Genomic DNA, 17,785 nt, shown 5'->3' with positions numbered 1-17,785 from the left:
GAACAATTCAAACCTTATCTAAGGCGAAAAGGCAAAGCCTATAGGCATTGTAAGGCACCGAGTATTAAAGAAGGAGACCGCCGTTATAAACGGTCAATTAAACAACGTCCAAGTTATGTAGAAAGCCGGAAAACGCGAGGACATTGGGAGGGAGATACGATTATTAGCCGTAAAGACAAGCAAGCATTGGTGACATTAGTTGAACGCAAAACAGGGCTAGTATTAATTGGGCGCCTCAATCAACGTACCGCCTCCGAAACGAGAGATATGATAATAAAATTGCCAACGCCGTTTAAAAAAATGGTTAAAAGCATCACCTTTGATAATGGAACCGAATTTAATTATCATCATGCTATTGAGCATTATTTAAATACCACGTGTACTTTGCGGAGCCTTATAAAAGCTGGCAAAGAGGCACAAATGAAAACACCAATGGCTTAATACGTCAGTTTATACCTAAGTCAGCGGCCATTTCATTAGTTGACGACAAACAGATAAAGAAAATTCAATATCTATTGAACACACGCCCAAGAAAACGGCATAAGTTTAAAAGCCCTGCCGATTTTTATTCTAAGGAGCTAAGAAGAATTGCACTTCATGGTGTAATCTAGGTGATTTATAAAAATATATCAAATATTTTCAATATATTTTTATATTGTAGTTGAGCATAATCGATAAATGATTATATAATTATAGCCCCAGTTTAACCGATTACGAATAAAGTAATCATGAATACATGCTTGAGGATTTCTCGTGCCTGATATGAAGCTTTTTGCTGGTAATGCCACACCAGAACTAGCAAAACGTATAGCTAATCGTCTTTATACTTCTCTTGGTGACATTGTGGTAAGCCGTTTTAGTGATGGTGAAGTTAATGTCCAAATCAATGAAAATGTCCGTGGTGAAGATGTTTTTATTATTCAATCAACTTGTGCTCCTACCAATGACAATTTAATGGAATTATTAGTTATGATCGACGCAATGCGCCGAGCATCTGCTGGTCGTATTACTGCTGTTATTCCTTATTTTGGTTATGCAAGGCAAGATCGTCGAGTTCGTTCGGCTCGTGTACCTATTACAGCTAAGGTTGTTGCTGATTTTCTATCAACTGTTGGTGTCGATAGGGTATTAACCGTTGATCTTCATGCCGAACAAATTCAAGGTTTCTTTGATGTACCTGTTGATAATGTATTTGGTAGCCCAGTTATTTTAGAAGATATGCTACAACGTGAGTTTGATCGTCCAATTGTTGTTTCCCCTGATATTGGCGGAGTGGTGCGTGCTCGTGCGATAGCTAAACTACTTAATGATACTGATATGGCAATTATTGATAAACGTCGTCAACGTGCCAATGAAGCAGAAGTGATGAATATTATTGGTGATGTTGCTGATAGAGATTGTATCTTAGTTGATGATATGATTGATACTGCAGGAACACTTTGTAAAGCAGCTGATGCTTTAAAAGCGCGAGGTGCAAAAAGAGTATTTGCTTATGCTACCCACCCGATATTTTCAGGTAAAGCAGTAAGTAACATTAAAAACTGTGCTATTGATGAAATTGTTGTTTGTGACACAATTCCATTAACGGCTGAAGTAAAAGCATTGAAAAATGTTCGCCAATTAACATTATCAGGTATGCTTGCTGAAGCAATTCGTCGAATTAGTAACGAAGAATCAATTTCAGCAATGTTCCATCAATAACCTATTTTATCATTGCTATAATGCCCCTTTTGGGGCATTTTTCTCGATAAAATCAGTGACAATAAAAATATTATGACAACGATAAAACTGATTGTAGGACTCGCCAATCCCGGAAATGAATATGCAGCAACAAGGCACAATGCAGGTGCGTGGTTTGTTGAGCAATTGGCTGAACGTTATAATCAATCATTAAAAAATGAACAAAAATTTTTCGGTTACACATCACGAATCAACATTTCAGGTCATGATGTACGTTTATTAGTTCCAACTACTTTCATGAATTTAAGTGGTAAAGCTGTTCAAGCTATGGCGACATTTTACCAAATAAAGCCAGAAGAGATCTTAGTTGCACATGATGAACTCGACTTAAATCCCGGAATAGCTAAACTTAAGTTTGGTGGTAGTCATGGTGGGCATAATGGGCTAAAAGATATTGCTAGTAAATTGGGAAATAATTTAAATTTTTATCGGTTAAGAATTGGTATTGGACATCCTGGCGATAAAAATAAAGTTGTTGGTTATGTTTTAAATAAGCCATCTAAACCTGAACAGGAATTAATTGATAAAGCTATTGACGAATCTTTGCGTTGTACAGATATCTTATTGTCTGATGGAATAGACGTTGCAATGAACAAGTTACATGCTTTTAAAGCTTAGTTAAATTATTGAATTTTCAATAACGTAACAATAGATAATTCTATATCTTAATTAAATAATCCACCTAAAATATTAGGTGGATTTAATTTTCTTAATATTCTCTTTTAAGAGAAAAGATGAGTTACATTACCACCTTTTTCAGCAATTTTTTTCATTACTTCTTTAATTAACCATGTATTCATTGCTGCGGTATCATCAGTATTGCCTGGATAATTCAGTTCTTTCGCTAAATTTTTTCGTGCATCTAAACTGCTATCTATACCTAATAATTTCAATAGATCAACGATAGATGTTTTCCAGTTAAGCGTTTCAGGATGCTTTTTAGCTAAATTATCGAGAATAGAGGAAACATCAACATTAGTTGCGGATGCGCTTTGCTCTACTTTATCTTGGACTTTCTCTGAACCACTCGATACTGTATTTTTAACAGATGCGGTGATATTTTCAACTTTATCCTTCACAGCATCAACTGCATTATCTACTGTTGCTTGAGCACTTGGAAATACTTTGGAAAAAATGTTATTTAAAATGTTCATATTACATCTCCTTTAAATTTAAACTGCTTTAAAAAAACTGCTTAACGATATAGATGTAGAAAAGATCACATCCAATATAGCGCTTAGAAGAATGTAATGTCAAAATTGTTATGCATTAATAGCATTTTATGTATTACGATAAAGTGTTTATCAATATATTAAAAAATTCTTTTATATCAAAAAATGCCCTTAAAAGGGCATTAGAATTTTGACTAACTAATTATAATTGATTAATTTAGTTCAATTAGTTAAAAAAAGCTCGAAGAATAGCATACTCAACACCACGAATTTCGGCTAAACCTCGTAAGCGACCTATGGCGGAATAACCTGGATTTGTCTTTTTCTTCAGATCGTCCAACATTTGATGCCCATGATCTGGACGAACAGGGATTGAGCGTTTGATTCCTGCTTTTTTACGTCTCTGTTCTTCTGTAATGAGCGCCTTTATCACGGCATACATGTCAACATCACCAGCTAAATGATCGCCTTCATGAAAAGATAATGGATTTTCTTCTCGAACTGTTGCCCGTAAGTGAATGAAATGAACACGATCAGCAAATTTTTCAGCCATTGTTGCCAAATCATTATCGTTACGAACACCATAAGATCCTGTACAGAAACAAAATCCATTATGAATACTGTCAACTGTATCTTTAATCCATTGCATATCTTCGATAGTTGAAACTATACGAGGTAAACCCAAGATAGGTCGAGGAGGATCATCAGGATGTACTGTTAATACTACACCAACTTCTTCTGCAACAGGTACAATAGCTTTTAAAAAATAGGCATAATTTTCACGTAATTTGTTTTTATCAATACCATCATAGGTTGCAAGGTGTGCCCTAAATTGATCAAGAGAATAACCTTCTTCTGCACCAGGTAAGCCAGCGATAATGTTAGCGATAAGCTTATCTTTGTCTGATTGTGTCATTTTTTCAAAATAAGATTTAGCTGAAGCTATATCCTCTTTTGAGTAATCTTTTTCTGCATTGGGTCTTTGTAATATAAAGATATCAAATGCTGCAAACGCTGTTTGGTCAAAACGTAATGCTTTTGAACCATCAGGCAACTCATAAGCTAGATCAGTACGAGTCCAATCTAAAACTGGCATAAAATTGTAACAAACAGTATCAATGCCACAAGCTGCTAAATTTCTAATAGACTGTTTGTAATTTTCAATATGCTGCAAAACGTTTCCTGTATGGGTTTTTATTTCTTCATGGACAGGAATACTTTCTACAACAGACCATGTTAATCCTTTTTCTTCAATAATATTTTTTCGTTTTTGAATTTCTTCAATGGTCCAAACTTCTCCATTGGGAATATGGTGTAAAGCTGTAACAATTCCAGTTGCTCCAGCTTGTTTAATATCATCTAATGATACTGGGTCATTTGGTCCAAACCAACGCATCGTTTGTTCCATATAAATCTCCTTCACGATTTCATTTTGTTTTTCTAAAATAATAAAGATCTATAAACAATGCTGATTATTATCTATTGATTAACAATGTTAACCGGAATTGAGTCAAATAAATAACCATCAAAATTTGGATCTTCGCTATCCGAAACTGCCATTAATGTTTGTTTAACATTTTCTAAATGTTGCCACATAGCATGACGTGCGGCCATTGCATCTTTTACCTGTAACGCTTGTAAAATTTTTTCATGATCATAAAGCCATTTTTTTCGATAACTATGATCAGTAATTCGACTGTGTAGTTGCCCCCACATTTTGCTAACGGTACGTTTTTGCCACAAATCATTTAACAGACTTTCAAGTATTGAATTCTTGGTCGCTCTTGCTATTGCAATATGAAACATTTCATCTGCACTATAATCATCTAAAATATCTTGTTCTAAAATTTGTCGTTCTTGTTCTAAAATAGCTCTTAACTCAATAATATCTGATTTTACAATTTGCGAAGCGGCAAAAGCGGCAATATTACTTTCAATTAATTGTCTAGCTTGTAATAGTTCAAAAGGGCCAAAATCCTCTTCTTCAATTTTTTTATCTGTTTCTGATAATATTTCATTTGGTAAACCAATTACATATACACCAGAACCTTTTTTGACAGTGACTAGATTTTCTAGTTCTAGCATAATTAACGCTTCTCTTACTACGGTTCTACTTACATTAAATGTCTCTGCAATATCTCTTTCTGGCGGTAATCGGTCACCAATTTTATAGGTACCACCTTTTAATAGTGATTTAAGTTCATTACCAATTTCTTGATATAGCCGATTAATTGTTAGCATTATTTATAATCCTTATTCTAATTTCGGTCTAATTTGAGTAATTATACGCTAATTATTACAAGTACTATAAGTCAATTATGGGATAAATTGATTTAATTTCATAATTGGCATGCCAATATAGTTTCGTATTATAGATTTTTTTTGAACATCATATATAAAATAAACCAAAAAATGTGATTTATATCGCAAAAAAGAAAAAATTGGGATGAAATGTTTGCCAACAAATGAAAACATGTCTAACCAATAAAGTAATTAAACAGATAATCACGGTGAATAAAATGTTAAATTTATTAAATCTTCCTAAATCAATCCAACATAGACCTTTATATGATCGGCAAAAAATAACCTCACGAATTGTTCATTTGGGATTCGGTGCTTTTCACCGTGCTCATCAAGCGTTATTGACCGATCGTTTACTTAACAAGGGAAGCTGTGACTGGGGTATTTGTGAAGTTAATATTGTTGGTGGTGAAGAATTAATTAATGAAATTCGTAAACAAGACCATTTGTATACTGTGTTAGAAAAAGGTGCAACATCAAAAGAAGCATTTATTATTGGTAGCGTAAAAGAATCATTATTAGCACCAACAGATGGCATAGATGCAATTTTAGAAAAGATGACGGATCCAGTAGTTGAAATTGTTTCATTAACAGTAACAGAAAAGGGATATTGCATGTTACCTAGTGGAGCTGGATTAGATTTGAATAATGCATTAATTAAAGCTGACTTAGCAAATCCAACAAAGCCTATGTCTGCTCCAGGTGTTATTGTTGAGGCGCTTTATAGAAGAATGCAACGAGGGTTAAAATCCTTTACTGCTTTATCATGCGATAATATTCCTGAAAATGGATTGGTCTTAAAAAAAGCAATATTAGGATTAGCTAACGTTCGAGATCCACAATTAGCAAATTGGATTGAGTCTAATACAACATTCCCATGCACTATGGTTGACCGTATTGTCCCTGCCGCAACATCCGAAACATTAACTGAAATTGAAGATACATTAGGCAGTATGTTTGATCCATGTGGTATTGCTTGTGAACCTTTTATTCAGTGGGTTATAGAAGATAATTTTGTCACTAACCGCCCTAATTGGAATGAAGTCGGTGCTGAATTTGTGGATAATGTTGTTCCATATGAAGAAATGAAACTTCGTATGCTAAATGGTAGCCATTCTTTTTTAGCCTACCTAGGCTATTTGGCTGGTTACGAGCACATTAATGATTGCATGAATGATGTTAATTATAAAAAAGCAACTTTAACATTGATGATGCAACAACAAGCACCAACACTTCACGTCCCTAGTCATGTTAATTTGCAACAATATGCAAACAAACTTATTGAACGTTTTAGTAATCCATCTTTAAAACATAAAACATGGCAGATTGCGATGGATGGTACTCAAAAATTGCCTCAAAGAATGCTCGATTCAATCCGTTGGCATATCAAAAATGGTTCAGATTTTTCATTGCTAGCTTTAGGGGTTGCGAGTTGGATGCGCTATGTCGGCGGCATTGATGATAATAACCAGCCAATAGATTTACGAGATCCAATGAGTGAGAAACTACAAACTATTGTTAAAACTAGTACCGATGGCGTTGAACGAGTAAATGCTCTATTACATCTAGAGGCTGTCTTTGGGTTAGATTTGCCGAGCAATGCATTATTTAAAGAAAAGGTAACAATACATTACCTTTCTTTAATGAAATATGGGGCAAAACAAACTGTCAGCAATTTATCAAACTAAGGTTATTAAACTAAGAGTGGATTAAATATAATGAAAAACTTTTTGGATGAAAACTTTTTGTTACAAACCGAAGTCGCGCAAAGACTCTATTTTGATTATGCAGCAGATCAACCAATATATGATTATCATTGCCATTTACCACCAAAAGATATTGCGGACAATAAAAACTTCTGTAATTTAGCAGAGATTTGGCTTGCTGGTGATCATTATAAATGGAGAGTGCTTCGTACCGCCGGTGTAGATGAGAAATTTATTACAGGCAATGCATCTGATTACGAAAAATACTTAGCTTGGGCAAAAGTGGTTCCTTTAACATTGGGCAATCCAATTTATCATTGGACTCATTTAGAGTTAAGGCGTCCATTTGGTATAAAAAATATACTTTTTAATGAAAAAACAGCTGAAAAAATTTGGCTTCACGCTAATGAGCAATTAGCTACAAAAGAATTTTCGACAAAAGGTATTTTGAAACAAATGAATGTTAGGGCAGTAGGTACTACTGATGATCCAATTGATTCACTTCAATACCATAAACAAATAAGCTTAGATGGTTCCTTTGAAACTAAAGTAAGACCTAGTTGGCGACCTGATAAAGTATTTAAAATTGAACTGTCTGGATTTCCTAACTATATTTCTCAATTAGGTCAGATTTGTGATATTGAAATAAACACTTTTTCAGAACTGCTCACTGCATTATTAAAAAGGCTTGATCACTTTGAACAGCATGGCTGTGAAGCATCAGATCATGGTATTGAGATATTACGCTACGCAGATATCCCTTCAGAAAAACAACTCGATTTAATACTCAAAAAACGTCTAAATAATCAATCGTTATCTGAATTAGAAATAGCACAATTTAGTACAGCAGTTCTTGTTTGGTTAGGTAAACAATATCATAAACGTAATTGGGTTATGCAATTACACCTAGGTGCTTTACGCAATAATAATCAACGGATGTATAAATTGCTGGGTCCAGATGCAGGATTTGATTCAATTGGTGATAGACCAATCGCTGAACCTTTATCTTCATTGTTAGGAACTTTAGATCTGACCGATGAGTTACCTAAAACAATACTATATTGTTTAAATCCTAGAGATAACGAAGTCCTAGCTACAATGGCTGGTAATTTCCAAGGTTCAGGTATTGCTGGCAAAATCCAATTTGGATCAGGGTGGTGGTTCAATGACCAAAAAGATGGCATGGAGCGTCAACTAATGCAGCTTTCACAAATGGGTTTATTGAGCCAATTTGTTGGAATGTTAACTGACTCACGTAGTTTCCTCTCATTTACAAGACATGAGTATTTTAGAAGAATTTTGTGCAATATGATTGGAAATTGGATCGAAAATGGTGAAATTCCTGCTGATTTTAATTTGGTAGGAAATATGATCAAAGATATTTGCTTTAATAATGCTAATTTTTACTTTTCTAAATAACAAAAATAATTGAAGTTTACATGGAATAATAAGGAGTAATAGTGAAAACAGTACAAAAATTTAGGTGGAGCATGATATTACTTATTTGTGCAATTACCATCATTAATTACCTAGACAGAACAGCTTTGGGTGTTGCTGCTCCTACTATCTTAGAAACAACAGGTATTACTAAAGAACAATATTCTTGGGTAGTAAGTGCTTTCCAGTTGGCTTATACAATTGGTCAACCAATTATGGGTTTTTTTATTGATACTATTGGATTAAGGTTAGGTTTTGCTATTTGTGCTATTGTGTGGGGGCTTGCGACTATGGGGCATGCATTAACTGGAACATGGCAAGGTTTAGCTTTTATGAGAAGTATAATGGGTTTCAGTGAAGCATCAGCAATACCCGCCGGTATTAAAACAGCATCTATATGGTTTCCCGCAAAAGAACGAGGTATTGCTTCAGGCATATTTAATATGGGTACTTCATTTGGTGCAATGTTAGCTCCACCTTTAATTGCCTGGTGTATTTTATTTCAAGGTTGGCAATTTGCTTTTGTTGTTTCAGGTTCTTTAGCATTGATTGCAGCACTTGCTTGGTTTACTTTTTATCGAGATCCTAAAGATTCTAAAATGCTATCGGCTGAAGAACGTGCATATATTGAGGCAGGGCAAGAGAAATATTTAGATATTGATAAAAAAGAAAAAGTTTCTATTTCATCAATTCTTTCTCAACGAAACTTTTGGGGAATTGGTATTGCGCGTTTTCTTGCCGATCCTGCTTGGGGTACTATTAACTTTTGGGTTCCAATATTTTTTGTTGAAACACTGCACTTTAGCCTAAAAGAAATTGCTATGTTTGTTTGGTTACCTTTTTTAATGGCAGATTTAGGATGTTTAGCTAGTGGATTTGTAGCTAAATTTTTGAATGATAGAGGTTTTTCTTTAATTAGATCAAGATTAATTACTTTTTCTATAGGCGCTGTACTTATGATGACCATTGGTTTTGTAAGTATTGTTCAAAACCCTTATTTAGCCGTGTTCTTAGTTAGCTTAGGTGGTTTTTCTCATCAACTATTATCTACAGTTGCTTCAACACTAGGTGGCGATTTATTTAAAAAAAACCAAGTGGCTACGGCAGTTGGAATGGCAGGAGCATGTGCATGGACAGGTCAGCTAATTTTTAATCTATTTATTGGAGCATTCGTTGGGATTATTGGTTTCGGTCCATTTTTCATTGCGTTAGCCTTCTTTGATGTAATAGGTGCCGTTGTTTTATGGATTTTTATCAGAGAAAACAAAATTGAGAACAGTAACTTTCAATTAGAAAGAAATTAGCTATTTTCCTTATATCTTTAAACAGGCAAATACAATATCTGATCTGTATTTGCCATTATTTTATTAGTGTTTTGTTTTACTATTTACTAATAGCTTTTATAACTTTTATTTTGAGATCCAATTAACTTGTTTACAGAAAAAATCTATGTGCCAGATTCATGTTTAACCAATAAAAATAAAATTGAGAATAAGGAGTTTTATTTATGGAGTTTTTAAATATTCTTTGGGTGATCCTTGGGATAGGATTAATGTTGATTTTAAATATTCGCTTTAAAATAAATTCAATGGTTGCATTATTAGCTGCAGCAATATTTGTTGGTCTGATGGCTAAAATGGATTTATTGAGTATTCTTAAAACGATTAAATCAGGGTTTGGTGGAACACTTGGTGAATTAGCTATTATTGTTGTTTTTGGGGCTGTTATTGGCAAATTAATGGTTGATTCAGGTGCAGCGCATCAAATTGCTCAAACTTTATTAAAAAAACTTGGGATTAAATATGTAAAAATAGCGATCATTATTATGGGGCTTATATTTGGTCTAGCAATGTTTTATGAGGCCGCATTTATCATATTAGCTCCGTTAGTAATTGCATTAGCAAAAGAAGCGAAAATTCCATTTTTAAAACTAGCTATTCCTGGAGTTGCAGCAGCAACCACAGCCCACTCATTATTTCCTCCACAACCAGGACCTGTAGCTTTAGTTAATGCCTATGGGGCTGATATGGGAATGGTCTATATTTATGGACTTATTGTCGCAATTCCCTCTGTAATTTGTGCTGGTATAATTCTTCCTAAATTTCTCGGCAATTTAGAAAGACCCACTCCACAGTTCTTACAATCTGAAACACCTATTGATGAAAATAATCTTCCTTCTTTTTTTACATCAATTACTGTTCCTTTGATTCCTGCTTATATAATGATAGCAACCACAATAGCAAATATATGGCTAGAAAAAGGCACAACAGCTTATTGCGTTCTCAACTTTATTGGATCATCTCAAATTGCAATGTTTCTAGCAATGATTGTTGCTTTTATCTTATTTGGGAAGAAACTTAACCATTCAATGGAATGGGTTATGAAGTCTTTTGATAATGCAGTAAAAGGTATAGCAATGGTTGTACTAATTATTGGCGCTGGTGGTGCATTAAAGCAAATTATCATCGATACTGGTATTGGTGATACTATTGGTCAATTAATGTCAACTGGAGGGGTGTCTCCTTATATTATGGCATGGTTAATTACTGTGTTAATCCGTTTAGCAACAGGACAAGGTGTTGTTTCTGCTATGACAGCAGCTGGAATTATCGGTGCTGCAGTTATTGATCCTACTACGGGGCTTATGAGTGGTGTGAACCCAGCATTACTTGTACTTGCAACTGCTGCGGGGTCTAATACATTGACTCATATCAACGATGCTTCTTTCTGGTTATTTAAAGGCTATTTTGATTTATCAATTAAAGATACTTTAAAAACATGGGGCTTATTAGAATTAGTGAATTCAATTATTGGTTTAGCCGTTGTGTTAATTATAAGTATTATTGCTTAATTGTAATTTTTTTGAAAAGATTAACTGTAATATTTTATAGTTAATCTTTTTATTCATTTCCAATAGACCTTGTGTCATAATCAGCTACACGTTTTTATTGTTTATATTTACTTAAAGTTTAAAATTTATTTTGGTAAAGAGATTTTCATTAAAATGTAAATAATTATTTTCAATAAGACTTTTAATTATAAATAAGGTAAATTATTAGCTCAATCCTACTTTAAAAGTAACTGTTTTTGTACTGATTGAAAAAGGAGTCGAAGTCAAGGTATGCGTTATAACGAACCACAAATGTTGACGTCAATTTTGACACAAGCCTCTTCTCTGTCTAAGATTCAAGATAGAACTAATGCATTATGCTCTTTAGCTAAAGTTGTTTATGATTTGTTGCCTTCACCATTAAATCAACAATGCCGAGTTGCTAACTATCGTCAAGGTGTGTTGATTTTAGAGGTTAGTTCAGCTTGTTGGTTAACTAGATTGAAATATGAACAAAGCAATTTAATATCTGAAATACGAAAAATTATTTTACCATCCTTATCTTCTATTCAATATCAGATTAATCCAGATATTTCAGTGAGGTGGTCACAGAGCAATTATCAAAGTGATAAGTCATCTTTAGCTTCAAGCGTGATGACACAAAAAAGCGCAATGTTTCTATCTGCATTAGCAGAAAATGCACCAGACAAGTTAAAAAAACAATTGATAAAACTTGCTAACCATGCAAAATAAGCGCTGATAATTAGTCTTCAATTTTATAAAATTATATATCTTAAAGATATAAGGAGTGAATAATGGATAAAGGCATGCTTACTTATCTTATAATTGGATTCGTGATTGGTTTTATTATTTGTTTCATTTTTATTAGTGTTATTAGTCCTAAGGCACGTAAATATGCCAAAGTTAAACAAGAGTTAGATCAAACAAAAGATGAATTAATAGCGCAAAAACAAATGATTGCTAAACATTTTTCACATAGTGCAGAAATATTGGATAATATGGCTAAAGATTTTCGTCTTCTTTATCAACATATGGCTGAAAACTCCAGTCAATTTATGGATAGTGGTAATATTCAATCTTTAGATTTTGATTCAAATACAGATTCTAACGAAACAAAAGAAATTACGCTTGATAAGCAGCCTAGAGATTATTCTGATGATTCTTCAGGTTTATTTAAAACGGATGAAAATAAATCTTAATCTATGATTTTATTTTCCGTTACTTAATATTCAAGCAATTTTATAGAGTGTAAATTTTTGTAAAAGCGAGAGTTCTAAGATGATTAATTCATTAAAACAACAAAAAAAATTATTAAGTATTTTAGCTTTAAGTTTAGGAATAAGTTTATCTGTACTTCCGAATACTTATGCAGCTTTTCCTCCTGCCTCAACCGATAATAATACGCAACTGCCAAGTTTGGCGCCTATGCTTGAAACTGTATTACCATCAGTTGTTAGTATTAAAGTTGAAGGAACAGCTCAAATGCAAAATAATATGCCAGAAGAATTTAGACGTTTTTTTGGTTATCCAGATAGCCAATCAAGGGCGTTTACAGGTTTAGGTTCTGGTGTGATTATTGATTCAGAAAAAGGCTATGTTGTTACGAATAATCATGTTATTGATGGTGCTGATAAAATTACGGTTGCTCTAAACGATGGGCATGAATTTAAAGCAAAACTAATCGGTAAGGATCCACAAAGTGATATAGCATTACTTAAAATCGATGATGCCAAAAAATTAACAGCTATTAAATTAGCAGATTCTGATAATTTACGTGTTGGTGATTACGCTGTTGCTATTGGTAATCCATTCGGCATTGGTCAAACTGTTACTTCAGGGATTATTTCAGCTTTAGCTCGTAGTGGACTTAATATGAATGGTTTTGAAAACTTTATTCAAACAGATGCTTCAATTAACCAAGGTAACTCTGGTGGAGCACTTGTGAATTTAAATGGTGAGCTTGTTGGTATAAATACCGCAATTATTGCTCCAAGTGGTGGTAATGTAGGGATAGGATTTGCAATTCCTAGTAACATGGTAAAAAGTTTAACTTCTCAGCTTATAGAATTTGGTGAAGTAAAACGTGGTGTGCTTGGTATCAAAGGTAATGAATTGACATCGGATATAGCAAAAGCGTTTGATGTTGATGTTCAAAAAGGTGCTTTTGTTAGTGAAGTTATTGAGAATTCAGCCGCACAAGCAGCAGGAATTAAATCTGGCGATATTATTGTTTCGATGGATGGTAAACCAGTCGATAGTTTTGCTGAACTACGTGCAAAAATTGCGACAACTGGGGCAGGGCGAACTGTTAAGCTAGGTTTAATTCGAGATGGTAAAACAATATCTGTTGATGTAAAACTAAAAAATAGCGACGAGACAACAACTGATGCAAAATCACTACATTCTGCTCTCGATGGAGCAACGCTTAGCAATGGCGAAATTAAAGGTCAAAAAGGTGTTTTAATAGGAAGTATTGCTAAAAATTCGCCTGCGTCTCGACTTAGTTTGCAAGAGGGAGATCTTATTACTGGAGTTAATAAAGAACGAGTAACTAATATTGCAGATCTTCGAAAAATTATTGATAGTCATCCATCAGTAATTGCGTTAAATATTATTCGTGGTGATAGTCGTTTATATTTAATTTTACGATAATCAGTCACTTTTTATATCGTCGATGCTTTAGCATCGACGAAAACTTTAATTTTAACCTTTATATAGATGTGTTAAAATCTTCATTATTCTTCCCATTACAATCCTGAAACTAATGCTCAAAAAAATTTTATGTCCAATATTAATTGGAACGGTTTTAGCTATTGTGTTATTGATTATTTTTCCTTCTTTACAAAAAGGAAACCAATCAAATTTTCCAACCTCAATTTTTCATGATGATCCATTAAGTTTTTCTAGTGCCGTTAAAACTGCGGCTCCTGCAGTAGTTAATATTTATAGTCGCTCAATTAATTCTTTTTCTCAGGAATCACAAGATAGTCCAATAACTCCGCTCGGTTCTGGAGTAATTATGAATGGGAATGGGTATATTGTTACTAATTATCATGTAGTTGAAGATGCAGAACAAATTATCGTCGCATTGCAAGATGGACGAATATTTGAAGCTTTATCTGTAGGCTCAGATAAACTTGTTGATCTAGCGGTATTAAAAATAGAGGCTTCAAATATCCCCACTATATTGATAAATCCTCAACGCGAACCTAAAATTGGTGATGTCGTATTAGCCATAGGAAACCCTTACAATATAGGGCAAACTATTACACAAGGTATTATCAGTGCTACAGGTCGTGATGGATTGAGCCCATACAGAAGGCAAAATTTTATTCAAACTGATGCACCAATAAATCATGGCAATTCAGGCGGAGCGCTAGTAAATAGCAAAGGTGAATTAATGGGAATTAATACTCTTACCTTTGCAAAAAATCTAGGAAATGACATTCCTGAAGGAATCGGATTTGCTATCCCAACTGCATTAGCAGTTAAAATCATGAATAAATTAATTCGCGATGGAAAAGTTATTAGAGGATATATAGGTATTGATGGATTAGAATTTGCACCAACTCAAAACCCAAGTGATATGCCAGTGGTGTTAGGTATTTTAGTCACCAGAGCGGAAGGCCCTTCATTACAAGCAGGAATACAAGCTAATGATATTCTGATTATGGTAGATAATAAACCAGTTAAATCCATTGTTGAAACAATGGATCAAATAGCCGAGTTGAAACCTGGTACAATTATCCCCATTATAGTTCAGCGAAATGGGGAAAAGATTGAACTGCAAATAACAATAGGTCAATTACCTGTTTAGTTGTTCTTTTATTTCTTGATTAACTCGACTATTGGCCGTATAATCTGCGGTCTTATCATGTTTTTTTAACACTCGTATGGTGTATAGATTCTGCTTTTATGGCCATTTATATAGCGATACGAAAAACTTAAGAGGCTTATTATGAAAGAAGGTATTCATCCAGAATATACTGCAATTACAGCAACTTGTTCTTGTGGTAACGTTATTAAAACTCATTCTACTGTTGGTCATGATATTCATCTTGACGTATGTGGTGAATGTCACCCATTCTATACAGGTAAACAACGTGATGTTGCAACTGGTGGGCGTGTAGATAAGTTCAAACAACGTTTTGCTATGGTTGGCGGTAAAAAATAATTTTTCGGAAAACCATGTTCCAAAATTAATAATAATTGAAAAGGCGCATAAGCGCCTTTTGTTTTTCAAAATTAGTTTTTTTAGTTAATAATCAATCAAAATCAGGATTAATACCTAAATCTTGCATCATCTTTTTAGCTTGCTTAGGAATACCGTCTTCACGATCTTTTTGTAAATCATCGTCACAAGGTAAAGGTTGACCGGTATAAGCATGAAGAAAGGCTTCACACAATAATTCACTATTTGTTGCATGACGTAAATTATTGACTTGTCGGCGAGTGCGTTCATCAGTCAATATTTTTAAAACTTTCAACGGAATTGATACTGTAATTTTTTTTACTTGCTCGCTTTTTTTACCATGTTCAGCATAAGGACTTATATATTCGCCATTCCATTCCATCATCTTGTCACCAAATTACATCACAAATAATGTGGGCAATTCTAACGTTTTTTTTATTTTTCTGCAATCTACACACCAAGATAGTTAGACGTCTAGACATGTTGACGTCCTTATTGAATGTGTTATTCTTATACAATCTGTTATTGAAGTAAGCTAAGTATTATTTAGAGGAATGTTATTATGGTTAGTCAAACCAACAATTTAAACCAAGGAACAATAGCTGTTCGTGGTGGGATTAATACTGATGAACAATATGGAAGTGTCGTACCTGTTATTACACCATCTACTTGTTATCGTTATGAAGAATTTGCAAAACCAAGAAAGTTTGATTATGCACGAAAAGCAAACCCTAGTCGGCGATTAGTAGAAGAAACCGTTGCAAAATTAGAAGGTGGTGCAGATGCTATTTTAACAAACTGTGGCATGTCAGCAATTCACCTTATTAGTGTTGCTTTATTAGCGCCAAATGACTTAGTTGTTGCTCCTCATGATTGTTATGGCGGTAGCTATCGACTTTTTAATAGTCTAAGCCAAAAAGGCTATTTTAAAGTGAAATTTGTTGATCAGTCTGATGCGATGGCTTTACAAGAAGCACTTAATTTACATCCTAAATTAGTATTGATTGAAACACCAAGTAACCCATTACTTCGTGTTGTTGATATCAAGAAAATAGCCCAACAAGCACATGATGTTGGAGCTTTGGTTTTAGTCGATAATACATTTATGACGCCGATTTTACAAAAACCGTTGGAGCTTGGTGCTGATATAGTCAGCCATTCTTGTACCAAATTTTTAAATGGGCATTCGGATTTATTAGCCGGAATTTTAGTCTTCAAAGACCAACAGCTTGCTACAGATGTTTTATGGTGGGCCAATAATATTGGTACGCTTACTTCATCATTTGATAGTTATCTTTTATTGCGTGGGTTACGAACTCTTGCTGCACGTGTTAATTTACAACAAGAAAATGCTCAAAAAGTTGTTGAGTTTCTTATTAATCACCCAAAAATAGCAAAAGTATTTCATCCCTCTTTACCATCTAATCTTGGGCATGATATTGCTAAAGAACAACAAAAGGGGTTTGGTTCGTTACTAAGTTTTGAACTGGTTGGAAATGCCGATGTAATGCCGAAGTTTTTAAAAACGCTTAAAATTATTACCTTAGCTCAATCACTTGGTGGTGTTGAAAGTCTTGTCTGCCACCCAGCAACAATGACACATTCAGGTATTAGTGCTGAAGCACGAAAAACAGCGGGTATTTCAGATCAGCTATTACGTATTTCAGTTGGTTTAGAAGATATTACTGATTTACTAGCTGATTTACAGCAAGCACTTGAAACGATTTAATTGAATTTTTAGATTGAAAGAAGGTTGATGATATAATGCTATAATGTTATTTCATCAATCCATTATTTGCAATTTTATTAAAGTAATGTTTTATTTTTCCTGAAATTTTCTATCTTCTTTTTTATCTCGGTAAAAATTTCATCGATTGAATGCCGTTTAGCTCTACCACAAATTTTTGCCTCTTCATTGCAGACCAAACATTGTCTTGGTTGATTTTCGAATTGAGAACGTGAAAGGCTATTTTGTGTAACAATGTCAATAACATCAATATCCCACAAACGCCCTAAGGGATGATTATTTTCGACTTCAATACAATATTTTTTAAGAGTTTTAGCTGAACATTTAATTGCTATGATTGCTTCTGAACCAGTAATGTAATGGAAATGATCTTCATTGATTATTGTTATATCATTTTGTAAAAAACAGAAATGTAAAGCTTTGATAGCTTCGTCAAAAAGATAGCGTGCTCCGCTACTGTTTTTTATAGGACCAGGAATAACTATGCTTAATGATATGATTGGATATTTATAGCATGTCATTGCATGCTTTTGGTTTTCAACTCGCTTTTCCTTGGCTAGTAGCATTTGCTCAAGGGTAATAGGAGTACCATCATCAAATTTAATTTGCATTTTTTTCATCGGATAGAAAAAGTAATAG

At 33.8% G+C, this 17,785-nt stretch carries 17 protein-coding genes and 1 pseudogene; 13 read left to right on the top strand and 5 right to left on the bottom strand.

The genetic code is table 11. The annotated features are described in order from the left end of the window. The first annotated feature begins 63 nt into the window (after positions 1-63). The 3 genes and pseudogenes from A9G37_RS13730 (at position 64) to pth (ending at position 2,358) form a co-directional block, all read left to right on the top strand. A pseudogene (locus A9G37_RS13730) lies at positions 64-611 on the top strand (IS30 family transposase). 142 nt (positions 612-753) lie between these two features. Next, the gene (locus tag A9G37_RS11700; protein ID WP_034915766.1) at positions 754-1,701 is read left to right on the top strand and encodes a ribose-phosphate pyrophosphokinase; all 948 of its coding nucleotides are present in this window, start codon (positions 754-756) and stop codon (positions 1,699-1,701) included. A 72-nt stretch (positions 1,702-1,773) separates the two neighbouring features. Further along, entirely contained in the window at positions 1,774-2,358 is a 585-nt protein-coding gene (gene pth, locus A9G37_RS11695) for an aminoacyl-tRNA hydrolase (RefSeq protein ID WP_065561443.1), read from the top strand. A gap of 104 nt (positions 2,359-2,462) precedes the next feature. Here pth and A9G37_RS11690 read toward each other — a convergent pair whose 3' ends face one another. The 3 genes from A9G37_RS11690 to A9G37_RS11680 form a co-directional block, all read right to left on the bottom strand. Next, entirely contained in the window at positions 2,463-2,894 is a 432-nt protein-coding gene (locus A9G37_RS11690; protein WP_065575595.1) for a DUF3597 domain-containing protein, read from the bottom strand. 244 nt (positions 2,895-3,138) lie between these two features. Beyond that, complete coding sequence (uxuA, locus tag A9G37_RS11685) at positions 3,139-4,320, bottom strand: mannonate dehydratase (RefSeq protein ID WP_065561441.1); 1,182 nt, start codon at positions 4,318-4,320, stop codon at positions 3,139-3,141. Between the two features lie 71 nt (positions 4,321-4,391). Next, positions 4,392-5,153 (bottom strand): GntR family transcriptional regulator, encoded by a 762-nt coding sequence (locus A9G37_RS11680; protein ID WP_065575594.1) that lies wholly within the window; start codon positions 5,151-5,153, stop codon positions 4,392-4,394. Positions 5,154-5,431: 278 nt separating this feature from the next. Here A9G37_RS11680 and A9G37_RS11675 point away from each other — a divergent pair, with 278 nt between their 5' ends. The 9 genes from A9G37_RS11675 to rpmE all read left to right on the top strand — a co-directional run bounded on the left by A9G37_RS11675 (position 5,432) and on the right by rpmE (position 15,381). Then, positions 5,432-6,901 carry a mannitol dehydrogenase family protein gene (locus A9G37_RS11675; RefSeq protein WP_065575593.1) on the top strand — a complete coding sequence of 490 codons (1,470 nt, stop codon included), beginning with the start codon at positions 5,432-5,434 and terminating at the stop codon, positions 6,899-6,901. Between the two features lie 30 nt (positions 6,902-6,931). Further along, a complete protein-coding gene (gene uxaC / locus A9G37_RS11670) occupies positions 6,932-8,338 on the top strand; it encodes a glucuronate isomerase (RefSeq protein WP_065575592.1) in 1,407 nt (468 codons plus the stop codon). Positions 8,339-8,409: 71 nt separating this feature from the next. After that, positions 8,410-9,660: an MFS transporter gene (locus A9G37_RS11665; protein WP_442903152.1), complete on the top strand. Its 1,251-nt coding sequence runs from the start codon at positions 8,410-8,412 to the stop codon at positions 9,658-9,660. Positions 9,661-9,863: 203 nt separating this feature from the next. Then, positions 9,864-11,207 carry a gluconate permease GntP gene (gntP, locus tag A9G37_RS11660; protein WP_065575591.1) on the top strand — a complete coding sequence of 448 codons (1,344 nt, stop codon included), beginning with the start codon at positions 9,864-9,866 and terminating at the stop codon, positions 11,205-11,207. A gap of 270 nt (positions 11,208-11,477) precedes the next feature. Then, a complete protein-coding gene (locus A9G37_RS11655; protein ID WP_034914376.1) occupies positions 11,478-11,939 on the top strand; it encodes a DUF721 domain-containing protein in 462 nt (153 codons plus the stop codon). A gap of 62 nt (positions 11,940-12,001) precedes the next feature. After that, the gene (locus A9G37_RS11650; RefSeq protein WP_034914379.1) at positions 12,002-12,406 is read left to right on the top strand and encodes a YhcB family protein; all 405 of its coding nucleotides are present in this window, start codon (positions 12,002-12,004) and stop codon (positions 12,404-12,406) included. 79 nt (positions 12,407-12,485) lie between these two features. Continuing rightward, positions 12,486-13,859: a Do family serine endopeptidase gene (locus tag A9G37_RS11645; protein WP_034914383.1), complete on the top strand. Its 1,374-nt coding sequence runs from the start codon at positions 12,486-12,488 to the stop codon at positions 13,857-13,859. Positions 13,860-13,971: 112 nt separating this feature from the next. Next, positions 13,972-15,024 (top strand): outer membrane-stress sensor serine endopeptidase DegS, encoded by a 1,053-nt coding sequence (gene degS / locus A9G37_RS11640; protein WP_034914387.1) that lies wholly within the window; start codon positions 13,972-13,974, stop codon positions 15,022-15,024. A gap of 141 nt (positions 15,025-15,165) precedes the next feature. After that, a complete protein-coding gene (gene rpmE / locus A9G37_RS11635) occupies positions 15,166-15,381 on the top strand; it encodes a 50S ribosomal protein L31 (protein WP_034914396.1) in 216 nt (71 codons plus the stop codon). Positions 15,382-15,472: 91 nt separating this feature from the next. Here the strand turns inward: rpmE and metJ are convergent, their stop codons facing one another. Then, the gene (gene metJ / locus A9G37_RS11630) at positions 15,473-15,784 is read right to left on the bottom strand and encodes a met regulon transcriptional regulator MetJ (protein ID WP_034914400.1); all 312 of its coding nucleotides are present in this window, start codon (positions 15,782-15,784) and stop codon (positions 15,473-15,475) included. Between the two features lie 177 nt (positions 15,785-15,961). Here metJ and metB point away from each other — a divergent pair, with 177 nt between their 5' ends. Then, entirely contained in the window at positions 15,962-17,128 is a 1,167-nt protein-coding gene (gene metB / locus A9G37_RS11625; protein ID WP_034914403.1) for a cystathionine gamma-synthase, read from the top strand. Between the two features lie 77 nt (positions 17,129-17,205). On the opposite strand, the gene citX is transcribed toward metB, so the two are convergent. Beyond that, positions 17,206-17,757 carry a citrate lyase holo-[acyl-carrier protein] synthase gene (gene citX / locus A9G37_RS11620; protein WP_034914406.1) on the bottom strand — a complete coding sequence of 184 codons (552 nt, stop codon included), beginning with the start codon at positions 17,755-17,757 and terminating at the stop codon, positions 17,206-17,208. Positions 17,758-17,785 lie beyond the last annotated feature (28 nt).

This window comes from Gilliamella sp. GillExp13 (genome assembly GCF_001690815.1).
Lineage (GTDB): Bacteria > Pseudomonadota > Gammaproteobacteria > Enterobacterales > Orbaceae > Gilliamella > Gilliamella bombi.
The sequence above is the reverse complement of the archived record's forward strand: the minus strand, read 5'-3'. Positions and strand labels throughout refer to the sequence as shown.